The sequence below is a fragment of the Nocardioides sp. SYSU D00038 genome, assembly GCF_016924665.1.
GTDB lineage: Bacteria > Actinomycetota > Actinomycetes > Propionibacteriales > Nocardioidaceae > Nocardioides.
The window spans coordinates 15,717-33,011 of sequence record NZ_JAFFJT010000018.1; the positions used below are offsets into that span (position 1 = coordinate 15,717).

The window sequence follows — 17,295 nt, forward strand, 5'->3', positions numbered from 1 at the left end:
GGATGCCCCGGTGGCGGGCGGAGGCGGTTAGGGTGCGGCCATGTCCTACACCGAGAGGTTCAACGTCTCGGTATCCGGGGCCGCGAACGGCCCCGCGATGGTCTTCGCCCACGGATTCGGGTGCGACCAGCGCATGTGGCGCCACGTCGTGCCGGAGTTCGAGCCCGACCACCGTGTGGTCCTCTTCGACCTGCCCGGCATGGGCGGGTCCGTCCCCGACTCCTACGACGTCGAGCGGCACGCTTCGCTCGACGGCTACGCCGACGACCTGGTCGACCTGCTCCGCGAGCTCGACCTCGGGCCCGCGCTGCTCGTGGCCCACTCGGTCTCGGCGATGATCAGCGTGCTCGTCCAGCAGCGGGCCCCCGAGCTCGTCGAGCGGCTGGTGCTGGTCGGCCCCTCGGCGCGCTACCTCGACGACGACGGCTACCAGGGCGGCTTCGCCCGCCAGGACGTCCTCGACCTGCTGGACCTGATGGAGAACAACCACTTCGGCTGGCAGGCGCCGCTCGCGGGGATGGTGATGGGCGACCCCGACGCTCCCCACCTGACCGCCGAGATGGAGGACAACTTCTGCCGCACCCGACCCGAGGTCGCGCGCCGGTTCGCGGCGGTCACCTTCCTCGGCGACAACCGCGCCGACCTGCCCGGCGTCACGGTGCCCACCCTGGTGCTCCAGTGCGAGCGCGACTCGATCGCACCGGTCAGCGCCGGGCGCTACGTCGCGGAGTCGATCCCCGACGCGCGGCTGGTGCTCCTCGACACCACCGGCCACTGCCCCCAGCTCAGCGTTCCCGACGCGACGTCCCAGGCGATCAGGTCGTTCCTGACGCCGTGACCGTCGAGGACCTCTTCGAGCTCGCGCCCTGCGGCTACGTGGTCCTCGACCGGGACCACCGCGTCGTCCGGGCCAACCGGGCGTTCGGGCGCCTCGTCGGTCGCCCGGTCGAGGAGGTGGTCGCCGACTGGCGCTTCCCCCGGCTGCTCCCCGTCGCCGCCCGGATCTACTTCGAGACCCACCTCCAGCCGGCGCTCGACCTCCACGGCCACTTCGACGAGGTAGCGCTGGAGGTGGTGCGTCCCGACGGCGAGCGGGTGCCGGTGCTTGTCAGCGCCAACATCGACGACGAGGCGATCCGGGTCATCGTCTTCGAGGCGCGGCACCGCCGTACCTTCGAGACCAACCTCCTGCACGCCACCCAGGAGGCCGAGCGGGCCCGGGCCGAGGCGACCGCCAGCGCCCAGCGGCTGCAGCAGACGCTGATCCCGCCGACGCCGCCGCGGGTGCCCGGCCTCGACATCGCCGCGGCGTACCGTCCCGCCGGCGACGGCAGTGTGGTGGGCGGCGACTTCTACGACGTCTTCCAGGTCTCGCCGACCGGCTGGATCGTGGTGGTCGGCGACGTGGAGGGCAAGGGCATCCGCGCCGCCGCGGTGACCGCCTTCGTCCGCGACCAGCTGCGCGCCCTGGCCATGCAGCACGACGACCCCGCCGACGTGCTCCGGGGGCTGAACGCGACCCTGCTAGCCCACGACGTCGAGCACTTCTGCACCCTGGCGCTGGTCCGGGTCGACCCCGACGCCGACGGGTGCCGGGTGCGCCTGGCCCTCGGCGGGCACCCGCGACCGATGACCAGCGGTGCCGACGGCAGCGTGGTGGAGGTGGGGACGCCCGGCACCCTCGTCGGCGTCTTCCCCGAGCCGGTCTTCACCACCGTCGACCTCGACCTCGCCGACCGCACGCTGGTTCTCTTCACCGACGGCGTGACCGAGGCCCGCGACGAGGAGGGCCTGTACGGCGAGCAACGGCTCGCCGCCCTGGTCGGCCGCGCCGCGGGTCGGACCGCCGAGGAGCAGGTCGCGACGATCGTCGGGGAGATCCTGGCCTTCCAGGGCGACGTGGCGGCCGACGACATCGCCGTGGTGGCGCTGTCACCCGCACCCCTGCCGCTCCCGCCACAATCTTGAACCATTCCAGTAAACCTGCCATGCTGAGCCCGTGACCACCCCCGACCTCGAGACCGCGTTGCGGTCGGCGTCGTTGCGGGTGACCCGGCCCCGGCTGGCCGTGCTGGCCGCCGTCCACCGGCAGCCGCACGCGGACACCGACGCGCTGATCGGCATGGTGCGCTCCGACCTCGGGAGCGTCTCGCACCAGGCGGTCTACGACGTGCTGCGCGCGCTGACCGACGCGGGCCTGCTGCGGCGGATCCAGCCGGCCGGCGCCACCGCCCGCTACGAGGCCCGGGTCGGCGACAACCACCACCACGTGGTCTGCCGATCCTGCGGCGACATCGCCGACGTCGAGTGCGCCGTCGGGCACACCCCCTGCCTCACCGCCTCCGACGACCACGGCTTCGTGGTCGACGAGGCGGAGGTCGTCTACTGGGGCACCTGTCCCCGGTGCGCGGCCGTACCCACCCCTCAGTGACCGCCCCACCGGAAGGAAGCAGATGAGCGACAGCCAGGACCGCACCACCCCGGAGAGCCCCCAGGGGGTGGACCGCAAGGCGGAGTCCGGTTGCCCGGTGATGCACGACTCGGCCGCGGCCTCGGGCAGCGAGAGCGAGAATCCCGCGATCGACTCGCCGACGCCCAAGACCGGCGGTCGCCCGCACGGTCTCAAGGACTGGTGGCCGAACATGCTGGACCTCTCGGTGCTGCACGCCCACTCGCCCAAGGGCAACCCGCTCGGCGCCGACTTCAGCTACGCCGCCGAGCTGGAGAAGCTCGACGTCGACGCGCTCAAGCGGGACATCGTCGAGGTGCTGCACACCTCCCAGGACTGGTGGCCGGCCGACTTCGGCCACTACGGCGGCCTGTTCATCCGGATGAGCTGGCACGCCGCCGGCACCTACCGCATCTACGACGGCCGCGGCGGCGCCGGCGACGGTGGGCAGCGGTTCGCCCCGCTCAACAGCTGGCCCGACAACGCCAACCTCGACAAGGCGCGTCGGCTGCTCTGGCCGGTGAAGCAGAAGTACGGCCAGAAGATCTCGTGGGCCGACCTGCTCGTCCTCGCCGGCAACGTCGCGCTCGAGGACATGGGCTTCGAGACCTTCGGCTTCGCCTTCGGTCGTGAGGACGTCTGGGAGCCCGAGGAGATCTTCTGGGGTCCCGAGGACACCTGGCTCGGCGACGAGCGCTACAGCGGCGAGCGCGACCTGCACGAGTCGCTCGGCGCCGTGCAGATGGGTCTGATCTACGTCAACCCCGAGGGCCCCAACGGCAACCCCGACCCGGTGGCCTCGGCCCGCGACATCCGCGACACCTTCGCGCGGATGGCGATGAACGACGAGGAGACCGTCGCGCTGATCGCCGGCGGCCACACCTTCGGCAAGACCCACGGGGCCGGCGACGCCGACCTCGTCGGCCCGGAGCCGGAGGGGGCGCCGCTGGAGGAGCAGGGCCTGGGCTGGCGCAGCTCGTTCGGCTCGGGCAAGGGCGCCGACGCGATCACCTCCGGCCTCGAGGTCACCTGGACCGACGTGCCCACGAAGTGGAGCAACCGGTTCTTCGAGATCCTCTTCGGCTACGAGTGGGAGCTGACCAAGAGCCCGGCCGGCGCCAACCAGTGGGTGGCCAAGGACGCCGAGGAGATCATCCCCGGCCCGACGCCGGACTCGCCGAAGCGCAAGCCCACCATGCTCACCAGCGACCTCGCGCTGCGCTTCGACCCCGAGTACGAGAAGATCTCGCGCCGCTTCCTGGAGCACCCCGAGCAGTTCGCCGAGGCGTTCGCCAAGGCCTGGTACAAGCTGCTGCACCGCGACATGGGCCCGATCGAGCGCTACCTCGGCCCGTGGGTGCCCGAGCCCCAGCTCTGGCAGGACCCGGTGCCGGCCGTCGACCACGAGCTCGTGGGCGAGGCCGACATCGCCGCCCTCAAGGCGAAGGTCCTCGACTCCGGCCTGACCACCGCCCAGCTGGTGTCGACCGCGTGGGCGTCGGCGGCCAGCTTCCGCACCACCGACAAGCGGGGTGGCGCCAACGGCGCGCGGATCCGCCTGGAGCCCCAGCGCAGCTGGGAGGTCAACCAGCCCGAGCAGCTCGCGACCGTCCTCGAGACCCTCGAGGGCATCCGCAGCGAGTTCAACGCGGCGGGCGGCGCGAAGATCTCGCTGGCCGACCTGATCGTGCTGGCCGGTTCGGCCGCGGTGGAGAAGGCGGCGCGCGACGCCGGCTCCGACGTCACCGTGCCGTTCCGGCCGGGTCGCACCGACGCCACCGAGGAGCAGACCGACACCGAGTCCTTCCGGGTGCTCGAGCCGCGGGCCGACGGGTTCCGCAACTACGTCCGCCCCGGCGAGAAGCTCCAGCCCGAGGTGCTGCTGGTCGACCGTGCGTACATGCTCGAGCTCGGCGCCCCCGAGATGACCGTGCTGGTCGGCGGTCTGCGAGCGCTCGGCGCCAACGCGGGTGGTGCCCGGCACGGCGTGCTCACCGAGCGTCCCGGCGTGCTCACCAACGACTTCTTCGCCAACCTGCTCTCGCCCGGCACCCGGTGGAAGGCGTCGCAGACCGAGGAGGGCGTCTACGAGATTCGCGACCTCGCCACCGACGAGGTGAGGTGGACGGCGACCCCCGTCGACCTGATCTTCGGCTCCAACTCGCAGCTGCGGGCGATCGCCGAGGTCTACGCCAGCGACGACGCGCAGGACAAGTTCGTCACCGACTTCGTCGCCGCCTGGACCAAGGTCATGGAGCTGGACCGGTTCGACCTGGCCTGATCCTGGCCTGATCCTGCCCTGCCCCTGCCGACCTCCGAGTCCGGGCGGCCCCCCCCGGGCGGCCGGCCGCGGGGGGTTGCGGGTGTCAGCCCTCGCGCACCCGGCTCCCTCCCGACCCCGTCGCCCGCCCCCCCCGCCGGGGGCGCCCGGACTCGTTGGTTTCCGGGTCTCAGCCCTCGCGCACCGGGATCCGCACCCGGCGCTCGGCGGCGACCTCGACCGCGCGGTCGTAGCCGGCGTCGACGTGGCGGATCACGCCCATGCCGGGGTCGTTGGTGAGCACCCGCTCGATCTTCTGCGCGGCGAGCTCGGTGCCGTCGGCGACGCAGACCTGTCCGGCGTGCAGGGAGCGGCCCATGCCGACGCCGCCGCCGTGGTGGAACGACACCCAGGTCGCGCCGGAGGCGGTGTTGACGAGCGCGTTGAGGATCGCCCAGTCGGCGATGGCGTCGGAGCCGTCGAGCATGCCCTCGGTCTCGCGGTACGGCGACGCCACCGACCCGCAGTCGAGGTGGTCGCGGCCGATCACGATCGGCGCCCTCAGCTCGCCGCTGGCGACCATCTCGTTGAACCGCAGGCCCGCGAGGTGGCGCTCGCCGTAGCCCAGCCAGCAGATCCGGGCCGGCAGACCCTGGTACTGCACCCGCTCGCCCGCCATGGTGATCCACTTCCGCAGCCGCGCGTCGTCGGGGAACAGCTCGAGGATCGCCCGGTCGGTGGCTTCGATGTCGGCCGGATCGCCCGAGAGCGCGGCCCACCGGAACGGACCGCGACCCTCGCAGAACAGCGGCCGGATGTAGGCCGGCACGAAGCCGGGGAACTCGAAGGCCCGGTCGTAGCCGCCCTTGCGCGCCTCGTCGCGGATCGAGTTGCCGTAGTCGAAGACCTCGGCCCCCCGGTCCTGGAACCCCACCATCGCCCGCACGTGGGCGGCCATCGAGGCCTGCGCGTCCTTGGTGAAGCCCTCGGGGTCGCGGTCGGCGGCGTCGGCCCAGTCGCCCACCGCGATGCCGATCGGCAGGTAGCTCAGCGGGTCGTGGGCCGAGGTCTGGTCGGTCACCACGTCGATCGGGGCGTCCATCTCCAGCAGCCGCGGGAACACCTCGGCGGCGTTGCCGAGCAGGCCGATCGAGAGCGGCCGCCGCTCGTCGCGCGCGGCGACGGCGCGGGCCACGGCGTCCTCCACCGAGTCGGCCTGCTCGTCGAGGTAGCCGTGCTCGATCCGGCGGGTGATCCGGGCCTGGTCGACCTCGACGCAGATCGCCACGCCGTCGTTCATCGTCACCGCGAGCGGTTGGGCGCCGCCCATCCCGCCCAACCCGGCGGTCAGGGTGATGGTGCCGGCCAGGGTGCCCCCGAAGCGCTTGTCGGCGACCGCCGCGAAGGTCTCGAAGGTGCCCTGGAGGATGCCCTGGGTGCCGATGTAGATCCACGACCCGGCGGTCATCTGCCCGTACATGGTCAGGCCGAGGTCCTCGAGTCGGCGGAACTCCTCCCAGTTGGCCCAGTCGCCCACCAGGTTGGAGTTGGCGATCAGCACCCGGGGCGCCCACTCGTGGGTGCGCATCACGCCGACCGGCTTGCCCGACTGCACGAGCAGCGTCTCGTCGTCGCGCAGGTCGCGCAGGGTCCGCACGAGGGCGTCGTACGCCTCCCAGCTGCGGGCGGCGCGACCGGTGCCGCCGTAGACGACGAGGTCCTCGGGCCGCTCGGCGACCTCGGGGTCGAGGTTGTTCATCAGCATCCGCAACGGCGCCTCGGTCTGCCACGACCGGGCCGTCAGGTCGGTGCCGGTGGCGGCATGGATGGGGAGGCGGGGGTTGACGCCATCAGGCACGTTCATGCGAGCTCTCCGATCACTTCTTCGGCGGCGGTGACGACGGCGCCCGAGGCGACCAGCCCGACGGCGGCCTCGATCTCGGGGGCCAGGTGGCGGTCGGGGCCGGGGCCGGGCACGCCGTTCCCGCGCAGCAGGGCGACGACGGCTCCGGTCGCCGGCGACGGCTCCAGCGGGGATCGCAGGTCGAGGGCCCGGGCGGCGGTGAGCACCTCGATCGCTACCACCCGGGTCAGCCCGTCGACGGCGCGGCGCAGCTTGCGGGCGGCCGACCAACCCATGGAGACGTGGTCCTCCTGCATCGCGCTGCTGGGGATCGAGTCGACGCTGGCCGGCGCGGCCAGCCGCTTGAGCTCCGAGACGATCGCGGCCTGGGTGTACTGGGCGATCATCAGGCCGCTGTCGACGCCGGGGTCGTGGGCGAGGAACGGCGGCAGCCCGTGGCTGCGGGCCTTGTCGAGGAAGCGGTCGCTGCGACGCTCGCTGATCGAGGCGACGTCGGCGGCGACGATCGCGAGGAAGTCGAGCACGTAGGCCACCGGGGCGCCGTGGAAGTTGCCGTTGCTCTCGACGCGGCCCTCCTCGGCGAGCACGACGGGGTTGTCGACGGCCGACGCCAGCTCGCGTGCGGCCACCAGTGCCGCGTGGTCGACGGTGTCGCGGGCGGCGCCGTGGACCTGGGGCGAGCAGCGCAGCGAGTAGGCGTCCTGCACCCGGTTGCAGTCGGGACCGCGGTGCGAGGCCACGATGCCGGAATCGCGCAGCAGCGCGGTGAGGTTCGCCGCCGCGGCGGCCTGGCCCGGGTGCGGCCGGATCGCCTGGAGGTCGGTGGCGAAGACCCGGTCGGTGGCGAGCTGGCCCTCCACCGACATCGCCGCGGCGACGTCGGCGGTGCGCAGCAGGCGGCGCAGGTCGGTGATCGCCAGCACCAGCATCCCGAGCATGCCGTCGGTGCCGTTGATCAGGGCCAGGCCCTCCTTGGCCGCCAGCTCGACCGGGCGCAGCCCGGCCTCGGCCAGAGCCTCCGCCGCCGGTCGCAGCACGCCCGCGGCGTCGCGCACCGGACCCTCGCCCATCAACGCCAGGGCGCAGTGGGCCAGCGGCGCGAGGTCGCCGGAGCAGCCGAGCGAGCCGTACTCGTGGACCACCGGCGTGATGCCGTGGCTCAGCAGGCCGGCGAGCAGCTCGGCGGTCTCGCGGCGCACGCCGGTGCGGCCGGTGGCGAGCGTCGAGAGGCGCAGCAGCATCAGCGCCCGCACCACCTCGCGCTCGACCTCGGGGCCCGAGCCGGCGGCGTGGGAGCGCACCAACGAGCGCTGCAGCTGGGCCCGCATCTCGGTGGGGATGTGGCGGGTGGCGAGGGCCCCGAAGCCGGTGGAGATGCCGTACGCCGGGGTGGGCGCGGCGGCCAGCTCGTCGACCACCGCCCGGGCCCGGTCGACGGCGGCGAGCGCGTCCTCGCCGAGCGCGACCGTGGCCTCGTGGCGGGCCACCGCGACGACGTCCTCGAACGAGACCGGACCCGTGCCCACGACCACCGTTGCTGCCATGGCCCCATCCTTGGCCGGGCGGGGTGGTGGGGCTAGGGGCGGCCGCGCCCGCGCGTCTCGGATGTGAGACCGCGGTCCCCGCCGATCCGGCGGGTCAGGATCTCTGCGGTGCCGGTGACCTCGGCGGCCAGTGGCGCCGGGTCGGCCACCTCGGCGGCGGGGTAGGTCACGGCCACCGCGGCGACCGGGTGGCCGTTGTGGTCGTGCACGGCCCGCGCCACGCTGGCCAGGCCCGGGCTGACCTCGCCGTCCTCGACGGCGTGGCCGCGCTGCCGAGCCTCGCCGAGCAGCCGGCGCAGGGCGCTCAGCGACCGCGGCCCGACCCCGAGGCGGTCGACGAAGTCGTCGGGCGTCGGGTAGAGCGCCCGCACCTGCGCCGCCGGCAGCCCCGCGAGGATCGCCCGGCCGCTCGCGGTCAGGTGCGCCGGCAGCCGCACGCCGACGTCGGTCACCAGCGGGGGCCGGCCCGGCGCCCGCTCCTCGAGCAGGTACAGGACGTCGCGACCGTGGAGCACGGCCAGGTGGGCCGACTGCCCGGTGCGGTCGACCAGCACCGTCAGCGGCCGGCGGGCCAGCCGCTGCAGCGGCGCCTGGCGGGTGAATCCGGTGCCGACCTCGAACGCGGCCAGCCCGAGCCCGTAGCGCTGCTCGTCGGCGAGGTGCACCACGAAGCCCTCGGCCACCATGGCGGCCAGCAGGTGGTAGGCCGAGCTCCGCGGCAGCTCGCAGGCCCGGGCGATCCGGGCCAGCGGCACCGGGTCGGGCTGGCTGGCCAGGAACCGCAGCACCCGCAGCGCACGGGTCGCGGCCGGCACCTGGGGCATGCGGGGCAGCCTCTCACGCGGTGCGGGGTGGGAATCCCCGGTCGACCGGGGATTCAATCGACCGTAACCACGCGATTGAGGGGTTCTGGTCGTTGGGGGTGGTGGGGATCGACCGTAACTACGCGATCGAGGGGTTCTGGTCGTTGGGGGTGGTGGGGATCGACCGTAACCGCGCGATTGAGGGGTTCTGGTCGTTGGGGGTGGGGATCGACCGCAACCACGCGATCGAGGGGTTCTGGTCGTTGGGGGTGGTGGGAATCGACCGTAACCACGCGATTGAGGGGTTCTGGTCGTTTGGGCGCGCGACGCCCGCGTCGCCGGACACCCCCCACAGCCCGCCAACCCTCGGGACGCGGGGGGTGGATTCGCAGCGTGGCCACGGGATTCGGCCTCCGAACCTCCGGGCGACCTGCCGTTGACGGCCGGGCACTCGCCTGGCCGCGCCCAGCTCAGCGCGCGGTGATCGCCCCCGCGGCGTCGCTGTCGAGGCCCCGGCCGATGACCATCCGCTGGATCTGGTTGGTGCCCTCGAAGATCTGCATCACCTTGGCCTCGCGCATGTAGCGCTCGACCGGGAAGTCGCGGGTGTAGCCGTAGCCGCCGAGCACCTGCACGGCGTCGGTGGTGACCCGCATCGCGTTGTCGGTGGCGACCAGCTTGGCGACCGAGGCCTCGCGGCCGAACGGCAGCCCGGCGTCCTTGAGGCGGGCGGCGTGCAGCACGGTCGCCCGGGCCGACTGCACCGCGGCCTCCATGTCGGCCAGCACGAACGCGAGCCCCTGGTGGTCGATGATCCGGCGGCCGAAGGTCTCGCGCTGCTGGGCGTAGGCCACCGCCTGGTCGAGCGCGCCCTGGGCCAGGCCGGTGGCCACGGCGGCGATGCCGAGCCGCCCGGAGTCGAGGCCGGCGAGGGCGATCCGCAGGCCCTCGCCCTCGTCGCCGAGCCGGCGCTCGGCGGGCACGCGGACGTCGTCGAGGCGGATCGCGGTGGTGGGCGACCCGGTGAGCCCCATCTTGCGCTCGGGCGGGTCGGCGCTCAGGCCGGGGGAGTCAGCGGGCACCAGGAAGCAGGAGATGTCGCCGCGGCCGTCGCCGGTGCGGGCCATCACCTTGTAGAAGTCGGCCCGGCCGCCGTGCGTGGTCCAGGCCTTGGTGCCGCGGAGCACGTAGTCGTCGCCGTCGCGGCGGGCGGTGGTGCGCATCGCCGCAGGGTCGGAGCCGGCGTGCGGCTCGGAGAGGCAGTAGGCGCCGAGCAGCTCGCCGCCGAGCATCTCGGGCAGCCAGCGTCGCTGCTGCTCCTCGGTGCCCCGGGTCACCAACCCGAAGCACGACAGCGCGTGCACCGAGACGCCGACGCCGACCGTGGCCCACACCGCACCCAGCTCCTCGAGCACCTGGAGGTAGACCTCGTACGGCACCCCGCCGCCACCGTGCTCCTCGGGGTAGGGCAGGCCGAGCAGGCCGGTGCGACCGAGCAGCCGGAACACCTCGCGGGGGAACTCCTCGTCGGCCTCCGCGGCCGCGGCGCGCGGGGCGAGCTCCTCGGCGGCGATGGTGCGGACCAGCCGCAGCAGGTCGGCGGCCTCGTCGGTGGGCAGCACGCGGCGGGCGGGCATTCGGGCTCCTCGGTGGCTCGTCAGCGGTACTCAGGTACGTCTCACGGTACTGGCGTCGGCCGGCGCCCACTAGGGTGCGGGGGTGCCGCGGACAGCCGACAGGACCACCCGACGCCAGGACGAGCTCCTCGACCAGCTGGTCGAGCTCTACCTCGCGGAGGGCTTCCTGCGCTTCGGGGTCGGCGACCTGGCCGCCCGGCTGCGCTGCTCGCGCAGCACGCTCTACCTGGTGGCGGCCAGCAAGGAGCAGCTGGTGGTGGCGGCGACCCGGCGGTTCTTCCGGCGGGCCGCGGAGCGGATCGAGGCCGAGGTGCAGGCCGAGCCCGACGCCGGGCGACGGCTCGAGGTCTACCTCCGCGCGGTCGCCCGCGAGCTGGGCCCCGCGGGCGAGCGGTTCTACGCCGACCTGGCGGCGTTCGCGCCGGCCGCGGAGCTCTACGCCGAGAACACCCGGCACGCCGCCCGCCGAGCCCAGGACCTGGTGGCCGAGGGCGTGGCCGACGGCTCGCTGCGCGACGTCGACCCGGCGTTCGTGGGCGCCGCCGTGGCCCAGCTGATGCGGGCCATCCAGGCCGGCGCGATCGCCGACCTGACCGGGCTCGACGACGCCCGCGCCTACGAGGCGCTCGCCGACCTGCTGGTGCACGGCCTGCGTCGCCCCGGAGCCCGGTGAGTCCGGGCGTGGACCTCGGTCGGCGCCGTCCGCGTGCAGTGACTACGGTTCTGGTGGTGGCCGGACCGGACCGGTGCGGCCGCGGCACGGCGAGATGAGGATGGTGGCCTGACGTGGCCGAGTCGGCGTCCCGGGAGCTGGTGCTCCCGTCGTTGCGGTTGGACCTGCCCCCACGACCCTCCAAGGAGCAGGTCCAGGCCCTGGCCGAGCAGCACCCCGACGAGTGGGCGACGTCGCCGCGGGCGTGGGTCACCCAGCAGGTGACCCGGCTCGCCGTGGCGGAGCTGCTGCGGGCCCGCCTGCTGCAGACCGGGCCGGGCCGCGACCAGCACCCGATCCCTCCCGACCCCGAGCAGGTCACGCTCGCCCAGCTCGCCACCCTGTTCCGCCCCCACGTCCGACTCACCGACCAGGCCTTCGAGCTCGCTCTCGTCGAGGCCGCGAACGCCGGGGTGCCCGCCGCGGTCGAGCCCTTGCGCGAGGGGTTGCGCCGCGTCGGCGTCACCGGGCGCGAGCCGCTGCGGGTGGTCGCGCTCGGGCTCGACAAGCTGCCGCCCCGGGCGGCGCCGTCGTTCTGGGGCGCCGTGCGGACCTCGCCGGCGGTCACCGCGGTGGTCGACGCCCTCGCCGGTGGCCGCGCGGCCGACCTCAGCGGGCTCGACCGGAGCCAGCTCGGCCGCGCCGACCTGCTCGTCGTCGGTGGCGGCCGGATCACCCCGGTGGCCCTCGCCGCCCGGTCCCAGGAGCAGGGGTCGTCCTGGCTCACGGTCCCGCTCTCGGTGGGCCGTGACACCGGCCGGTCGGGCGGCCGGCCCGGGCGGGCCGAGCCGCGACCCGGCACCGTGGAGGTAGGCCTGCGCGGCGGCGCCTGGACCGAGGTCTTCGAGGCCGCCCTCGACGCCGTCGGCTCCGCGATGCGCCAGATCGACCAGGGCGGCCAGCCCCGAGGTCGCACCAGCGAGCTGGCCGAGGCGCTCGCCGCCCGGCTGGTCGCCGCCCGCGACCGCACCGTCGCCGACGTCTGCTCCTCGCTGCGCGCGGTCGGCGAGCTCGCGACCGGGATGTTCGACCACCAGGTCGGCACCACCCCGGTCCCCGTCGCCGTGCCGGTCGTCGACGACGACCTGTTCGTGCAGCTCTGGCTGCCGACCTCGAGCCTGGCCGGACCACTCGTCACCGGCAGCGCCGACCTGTTCCTCGGCGGCGCGCCGACCTACCGCGGCCAGGCCGGCCGTCCCTCGGGTGGGCAGGCGGGTCAGCGGCCGGGCCGGAAGTCCGGGCCGGGCCAGGGCCGGAAGCGGCCCGGGGGTCCGGACCAGTCGTCCGCCGACCAGCCCGCGGGTCGCGCCGACGAACCGCGCTCGGGCCGCAGCGGACGGCGCCGCCCGTCGCGCAAGCCACGCCCGGACGGCGGTGCGGGCGAGGCCGCCGGCACGACGTCGGAGTCGCCCGGTCCGCATGCCGCCGGTTCTTCCGGTGCCGAGGAGGCCGTGCGCCCGGTGGAGCCGCAGGGGGAGAGCGTCGACGAGTGAGGGATCCCGGTCGTGCCGGGGTCAGGTCGAGGACCCAGCGGCGTCGCTCGACACCGACCGTCGCCCCGCCACCCGCATCAGGTCGATCCACCGGTCCCACTTGGAGGCCTTGAGCCCCCACGTGCCGTCGGCGTTGATCTCGGTGTCGAAGTAGGAGATGAACGACCCGCCGTGCCGCGACACGGCGGCCGTCAGGTCGGCGAAGAAGGTCCGGCCCCGGGGGTCGGCCCAGCCCTGGTCGGTGATGCCGGTCTCGGTCAGCCCCCACGGCACGCCGACCGAGGCGGCGAACCGTTCGATCTGCGGCCAGAACACGCCGAGGTCGGTCCACGTCGACGACGCCTTCATGCCGAGGGTCTGGTAGACGTCGAAGCCCATCCAGTCGACCGGGGCGCCGTGCGGCCACATCCGGGCCGGGGCGAACACGGGGTCCTTGGCCACGAACTGAGGCCAGCCGGTCATGATCACGCCGAACCGGATGTTGTCGCGGTCGAAGAACGGCGCCAGCCGCTGCTGCATCCGGGTCCAGTCCAGGATGTCCGGCTGGTCGCGCTCGGGCTCGTGGTGCAGCGCGATCCACACCTCGCCCGGCACCGCGTCCATCCGGTCGGCGAGGTCGCGCGCCCAGGCGTCGCCGGCGCCGGCCGCCATCTCGGCCCAGGTGCGCGGCAGCTTGAACGACGCCACGCTGGTGCGGCCCGCGGCCACGTCGGCCCGGGCGGTGCTCACCGCCCGCTCGACCTGGTCGGCACGCCAGAAGACCCGCCGCAGGTGCAGCCCGGTGCCGGCGGCCCGCTCGTGGGGCGCGGGCTCCTGGTTCGAGCCGTACGCGACGCCGAGCAGCAGCCCGTCGGGCAGCGGCGGCGGCTGGTGGTGGTCGGGCGGCGGCAGGACCGGCACCGGCGGCGCCACCCGGTAGGCGTGCACGCGCGACCGGGCGACCCGGAGGTGGCGGGTGGGGACGACGCGCACCCGGTAGCGGGTGGTGCCGGCGCGGCGGTGGTGCACCTGGAAGGCGACCCGGCCGCGCGCGACCTTCGAGACGACCGCGGTCCAGCGCCCGTGGCGACGCACCTGCAGGGTGACCCGGCGAGCCACGTGACGCGGCCGCACGGTCGCGACCACTCGAGTGGTCTCGCCGACCTCCGCCCGGGGGTCGCCCCAGGCGACCCGCACCTCGCTGGCGGCCTTGCGGGCCGGTTGCGCACCGGCCGGGGCGACGACGGGAAGGGCGGGCAGCCCCAGCGCCAGCACGCCGAGAGCGAGCGGCAGCAGACGGCCCCGGAAGCCCTTCATCCCGTCACTGTGCGACAGCGACGCCCCGCTGTCCGGGGAATCGTGAAAAAACCCTGGGGGGTATGTGCCGGTCGGGGACTCCCGCCCCTGCGCGGCCGGGACGCGCCTCTGCCAGGCTGACGGCATGAGCGATCCTGCCGCCGCCCGGTCCGCACCCGTCCTCGAGCACGCCCTGCTCCAGGTCCGGCCCGGGCGGGAAGACGAGTTCGCCGCCGCCTTCGCGCAGGCGCGCGAGCTGATCGCGGCGTCCGAAGGATTCCTGTTCGTGGAGGTTCGACGCTGCCTCGAGCAGCCCTCGCTGTTCCTGCTGCTGGTGGGGTGGACCTCGGTCGAGGCCCACGAGCAGGGCTTCCGCGGCTCGGAGCGCTACGAGGAGTGGCGCCGGCTGCTGCACCACTTCTACGACCCGTTCCCGGTCGTGCAGCACTTCGCGCCGGTGATCTGACCGCCGGAGCGGGGACGTCAGGGCCACGGTCTCCGAGCGCGGCGTCCCTGTTCTGACCCCCACTGCCCTCGGTCGAACAAGGACGCCGCCTCGACCCGGCACGCGTGCCGGGAGCGAGACCGAGGCCTAGGGAGGGACTCGGTGCGCACAGTGTGACACCGCGTGACGGCTTTCGGGAGGGGGGTCGGGCCGCGAACCCGACCGGTCCGGTCCAGCGCTCCGTCCCGGCCGGCGACGGGCCGACGGCGTCAGTCGCCGTCCGGCGCGTCGGCGTCGCCCCCGCGGGTGGTGCGCAGCCGCCGTCCGCGCTCGACGTCCTCGCGCTCCTTGGCCTCGGCCTTGTCGACCCCGCGGGTGTCGCGCAGCGGGAGCTGGATGTCCTCCTCGGCCGGCAGGCCCGCCTGGAGCTCGCGGCCGCGCTCCAGCTCGGCGTCGAGCTCGGCTCCGAACAGCAGCGCCAGGTTGGTGATCCAGAGCCACAGCAGGAAGACCACGACGCCGGCCAGCGACCCGTAGGTGCGGTTGTAGCTGGCGAAGTTGGCGACGTAGAAGCCGAACGCCGCCGACGCGAGCACCCACACGACGATCGCGACCACCGCGCCGATGCTGATCCACCGGAACCGGGGCTGCACCACGTTGGGCGTCGCGTAGTAGAGCAACGCGACGATGACGACCACGACCGCGAGCAGCACCGGCCACTTGGCGATGCTCCACACCGTCACCGCGGTCGACCCCAGGCCCACCGCGTCGCCGACGGCCTCGGCGGCCCTGCCGGTGAGCACCAGCCCCAGCGCGACCACCGCGACGAGCACCACGGTGACGAGGGTGACGAGCAGCATCACCGGGCGCAGCTTCCAGATCGGGCGTCCCTCGCGCACCTCGTAGACGCGGTTCATGCCGCGCCCGAACGCATTCACGTAGCCGGAGGCCGCCCAGAGCGCGGAGGCCAGGCCGAGCACCAGCGCGAGCCCGGCGCCGGGTGCCCGGCTGAGCTCCACCAGCGTCGGCTCGAGGGTGGTGGCCGCGGAGCCCGCGCCCACGTCGCGCAGCACCTGCAGCAGGGTCTCGACCGTCTCCTCGCCCTGGCCGACCAGCCCGACGAGCGAGAGCAGGGCCAAGGCTCCCGGGAACAGCGCCAGCACGGCGTAGTAGGTCAGCGCGGCCGCCAGGTCGGTGCACTGGTCGGCCGAGAACTCGCGCACGGTCTTGCGCAGCACGTAGGTCCACGACGGCCGGGTCAGGTCGGTGGGGGCGTCCGGCTTGCCCTCCGCCTCGGGGTGGGGCCGGTCGCCGTTGCCGGTGGCGGTGTCGCCGCGCGCTGCCATCGCTCTCCTCCAGGGACGTGGGTAGACCCTGTGCCCGAGTCGGCCCTGGGCAACCGCCGGTCAGTCGGCCGGTGGCCGCCCGAAGTCCACCGCCGCGCGGACGGCAGCCGGCACCCGCTCGGCGAGCGCCGGGTCGGGCGCGGCGCCGAGGGCGTCGTTGACGGCGGAGAAGGCCATCCGCAGCGCGACGTGCACGGTCATCGCCAGCACCTCCGCTTCGCTCCAGCCGGCGGTGCGCAGCGCCTCGACGTCGGAGGCAGTGGTGGCGTTGGGGTCGGTGGCGACCAGCCGCGCCCACGTCACCAGCGCCCGCTCGCGGTCGTCGAGCTGCGGGTCCTCCCCGCGCAGCACCGCGGCCGCGGTCGCCTCGTCCGCGACCGCGGCGAGCTTCGCGCCCCACGCGAGCGCGCAGTAGGAGTCGCGGCGGGTGGCGGCCGCCGCGACGGTGAGCAGCGCGCGCTCCCGGAGGCTCAGGCGCACCGGCTCGTTGACCACCCCGAGCAGGTCGAAGAGGCCGGTCATCGCGGCGGGGTGGTGCGCCCACAGCCGGGTCCCGTTCATCACGTAGCCCAGCTCGTCGAGGTCCTCCTCGACCAGCCGCCTGGCCCCGTCGCTGTCGGGAGCGGGCCCGAGGAAGCTCGCGCTCACCGGTCGCCGCCCGGGGCGCGAGCCAGCAGGCAGACGACCTCGATCTCGGCGCGCAGCGGCAGCCCGTCGCGCACCCGGGCCGCCGCGACGTCGGTGGCCGAGCGCAGGAACGCCGCCTCGCCCACCGCCTCGATCGCCTCGTACGCCGGGCCCGTCGAGGCCAGCGTGCGGGCGTAGGTCGCGGGGTCGGGGAACTCCCAGGCGAACGGCACCACCACGCGTCGTACGTCGACGAAGCCGTGGCGGGCGAGCAGCGCCTCGCCGATGCCGGGCCGCCCCAGCGCGACCATCGCGGCCTGGTGGGCGACCTGCGGCTCCGCGGCGAGTCGGAACGGCGCCAGCGCCCACGCGCCGGGGGAGGCCTTGACGTGGCCCCAGACGGTGATCGCCACCCGTCCTCCGGGCACCAGCACCCGCCGGATCTCCGCCGGGGCCTCGGGCGTGGTGCCCCACACCCCGCGGAAGCTGGTCACCGCGTCGAACGACGCGTCCGGCCACGGCAGGGCGTGCATGTCGCCGACCCGGACGTCGGCACCGGGGCTGCGGTCGCGGGCGACCGCGACCAGCCGGGGGCTGGCGTCGATCCCGGCGCAGGTCGCGCCGCGCAGCGCGGCGAGCTCGAGGGCCAGGCCGGCACCACAGGCGACGTCGAGCAGCCGGTCACCGTGGTCGAGCCCGAGCACGTGGTGCACCGCGACGTACTCGCGGCAGTTGCCGGGCTCGCTCAGGCTGGCGAACTCGGCCGCCCGGCGGCCCCAGCCCGTGTCGACCCGGGTCCAGTCGGGGGGTGCGGTGGTGGTGGTCATGGTTCCTCTCCTC

At 74.4% G+C, this 17,295-nt stretch carries 15 protein-coding genes; 7 read left to right on the forward strand and 8 right to left on the reverse strand.

What is annotated here, in order from left to right:
- Nucleotides 1-40: 40 nt before the first annotated feature.
- From JT721_RS11275 to katG, 4 genes are read left to right on the forward strand one after another with little or no spacing between them, the layout of a single operon-like run.
- A complete protein-coding gene (locus JT721_RS11275) occupies nucleotides 41-838 on the forward strand; it encodes an alpha/beta fold hydrolase (RefSeq protein ID WP_205473242.1) in 798 nt (265 codons plus the stop codon).
- Complete coding sequence (locus JT721_RS11280) at nucleotides 835-1,968, forward strand: PP2C family protein-serine/threonine phosphatase (RefSeq protein WP_205473243.1); 1,134 nt, start codon at nucleotides 835-837, stop codon at nucleotides 1,966-1,968. Before JT721_RS11275 ends, JT721_RS11280 begins: the two co-directional genes overlap by 4 nt.
- A 31-nt stretch (nucleotides 1,969-1,999) precedes the next feature.
- A complete protein-coding gene (locus JT721_RS11285) occupies nucleotides 2,000-2,431 on the forward strand; it encodes a Fur family transcriptional regulator (RefSeq protein WP_307828004.1) in 432 nt (143 codons plus the stop codon).
- Between the two features lie 22 nt (nucleotides 2,432-2,453).
- The gene (gene katG / locus JT721_RS11290; RefSeq protein ID WP_205473244.1) at nucleotides 2,454-4,730 is read left to right on the forward strand and encodes a catalase/peroxidase HPI; all 2,277 of its coding nucleotides are present in this window, start codon (nucleotides 2,454-2,456) and stop codon (nucleotides 4,728-4,730) included.
- Between the two features lie 169 nt (nucleotides 4,731-4,899).
- Here the strand turns inward: katG and hutU are convergent, their stop codons facing one another.
- The 4 genes from hutU to JT721_RS11310 all read right to left on the reverse strand — a co-directional run bounded on the left by hutU (nucleotide 4,900) and on the right by JT721_RS11310 (nucleotide 10,557).
- A complete protein-coding gene (gene hutU / locus JT721_RS11295; protein WP_205473245.1) occupies nucleotides 4,900-6,573 on the reverse strand; it encodes a urocanate hydratase in 1,674 nt (557 codons plus the stop codon).
- Nucleotides 6,570-8,117 carry a histidine ammonia-lyase gene (gene hutH / locus JT721_RS11300; protein ID WP_205473246.1) on the reverse strand — a complete coding sequence of 516 codons (1,548 nt, stop codon included), beginning with the start codon at nucleotides 8,115-8,117 and terminating at the stop codon, nucleotides 6,570-6,572. Before hutH ends, hutU begins: the two co-directional genes overlap by 4 nt.
- A 32-nt stretch (nucleotides 8,118-8,149) precedes the next feature.
- Nucleotides 8,150-8,941 (reverse strand): IclR family transcriptional regulator, encoded by a 792-nt coding sequence (locus JT721_RS11305; protein ID WP_205473247.1) that lies wholly within the window; start codon nucleotides 8,939-8,941, stop codon nucleotides 8,150-8,152.
- A 449-nt stretch (nucleotides 8,942-9,390) separates the two neighbouring features.
- Nucleotides 9,391-10,557: an acyl-CoA dehydrogenase family protein gene (locus JT721_RS11310; RefSeq protein WP_205473248.1), complete on the reverse strand. Its 1,167-nt coding sequence runs from the start codon at nucleotides 10,555-10,557 to the stop codon at nucleotides 9,391-9,393.
- Nucleotides 10,558-10,639: 82 nt separating this feature from the next.
- On the opposite strand from JT721_RS11310, the gene JT721_RS11315 reads away from it, so the two are divergent.
- The gene (locus tag JT721_RS11315) at nucleotides 10,640-11,230 is read left to right on the forward strand and encodes a TetR/AcrR family transcriptional regulator (RefSeq protein WP_205473249.1); all 591 of its coding nucleotides are present in this window, start codon (nucleotides 10,640-10,642) and stop codon (nucleotides 11,228-11,230) included.
- A gap of 113 nt (nucleotides 11,231-11,343) precedes the next feature.
- Nucleotides 11,344-12,762 (forward strand): hypothetical protein, encoded by a 1,419-nt coding sequence (locus JT721_RS11320; protein ID WP_205473250.1) that lies wholly within the window; start codon nucleotides 11,344-11,346, stop codon nucleotides 12,760-12,762.
- A 21-nt stretch (nucleotides 12,763-12,783) separates the two neighbouring features.
- Here JT721_RS11320 and JT721_RS11325 read toward each other — a convergent pair whose 3' ends face one another.
- On the reverse strand, nucleotides 12,784-14,058 hold the full coding sequence (locus tag JT721_RS11325; protein WP_205473251.1) for a hypothetical protein: 1,275 nt from the start codon (nucleotides 14,056-14,058) through the stop codon (nucleotides 12,784-12,786).
- A gap of 124 nt (nucleotides 14,059-14,182) precedes the next feature.
- On the opposite strand from JT721_RS11325, the gene JT721_RS11330 reads away from it, so the two are divergent.
- Complete coding sequence (locus tag JT721_RS11330; RefSeq protein ID WP_205473252.1) at nucleotides 14,183-14,503, forward strand: antibiotic biosynthesis monooxygenase; 321 nt, start codon at nucleotides 14,183-14,185, stop codon at nucleotides 14,501-14,503.
- A 248-nt stretch (nucleotides 14,504-14,751) separates the two neighbouring features.
- Here the strand turns inward: JT721_RS11330 and JT721_RS11335 are convergent, their stop codons facing one another.
- From JT721_RS11335 to JT721_RS11345, 3 genes are read right to left on the reverse strand one after another with little or no spacing between them, the layout of a single operon-like run.
- Nucleotides 14,752-15,828 carry a YihY/virulence factor BrkB family protein gene (locus tag JT721_RS11335; protein ID WP_205473253.1) on the reverse strand — a complete coding sequence of 359 codons (1,077 nt, stop codon included), beginning with the start codon at nucleotides 15,826-15,828 and terminating at the stop codon, nucleotides 14,752-14,754.
- A 60-nt stretch (nucleotides 15,829-15,888) separates the two neighbouring features.
- A complete protein-coding gene (locus JT721_RS11340; protein ID WP_205473254.1) occupies nucleotides 15,889-16,476 on the reverse strand; it encodes a carboxymuconolactone decarboxylase family protein in 588 nt (195 codons plus the stop codon).
- Nucleotides 16,473-17,282 carry a class I SAM-dependent methyltransferase gene (locus tag JT721_RS11345; protein ID WP_205473255.1) on the reverse strand — a complete coding sequence of 270 codons (810 nt, stop codon included), beginning with the start codon at nucleotides 17,280-17,282 and terminating at the stop codon, nucleotides 16,473-16,475. Before JT721_RS11345 ends, JT721_RS11340 begins: the two co-directional genes overlap by 4 nt.
- Between the last annotated feature and the right edge of the window lie 13 nt (nucleotides 17,283-17,295).

Excerpts from the sequence above, each read along its gene's own strand:
- JT721_RS11330 (WP_205473252.1), top strand. The coding sequence starts at position 14,183 with ATGAGCGATCCTGCCGCCGCCCGGTCCGCACCCGTCCTCGAGCACGCC.
- katG (WP_205473244.1), top strand. The coding sequence starts at position 2,454 with ATGAGCGACAGCCAGGACCGCACCACCCCGGAGAGCCCCCAGGGGGTG.
- JT721_RS11335 (WP_205473253.1), bottom strand. The coding sequence starts at position 15,828 with ATGGCAGCGCGCGGCGACACCGCCACCGGCAACGGCGACCGGCCCCAC.
- hutU (WP_205473245.1), bottom strand. The coding sequence starts at position 6,573 with ATGAACGTGCCTGATGGCGTCAACCCCCGCCTCCCCATCCATGCCGCC.
- JT721_RS11345 (WP_205473255.1), bottom strand. The coding sequence starts at position 17,282 with ATGACCACCACCACCGCACCCCCCGACTGGACCCGGGTCGACACGGGC.
- hutH (WP_205473246.1), bottom strand. The coding sequence starts at position 8,117 with ATGGCAGCAACGGTGGTCGTGGGCACGGGTCCGGTCTCGTTCGAGGAC.
- JT721_RS11325 (WP_205473251.1), bottom strand. The coding sequence starts at position 14,058 with ATGAAGGGCTTCCGGGGCCGTCTGCTGCCGCTCGCTCTCGGCGTGCTG.
- JT721_RS11305 (WP_205473247.1), bottom strand. The coding sequence starts at position 8,941 with ATGCCCCAGGTGCCGGCCGCGACCCGTGCGCTGCGGGTGCTGCGGTTC.
- JT721_RS11310 (WP_205473248.1), bottom strand. The coding sequence starts at position 10,557 with ATGCCCGCCCGCCGCGTGCTGCCCACCGACGAGGCCGCCGACCTGCTG.
- JT721_RS11275 (WP_205473242.1), top strand. The coding sequence starts at position 41 with ATGTCCTACACCGAGAGGTTCAACGTCTCGGTATCCGGGGCCGCGAAC.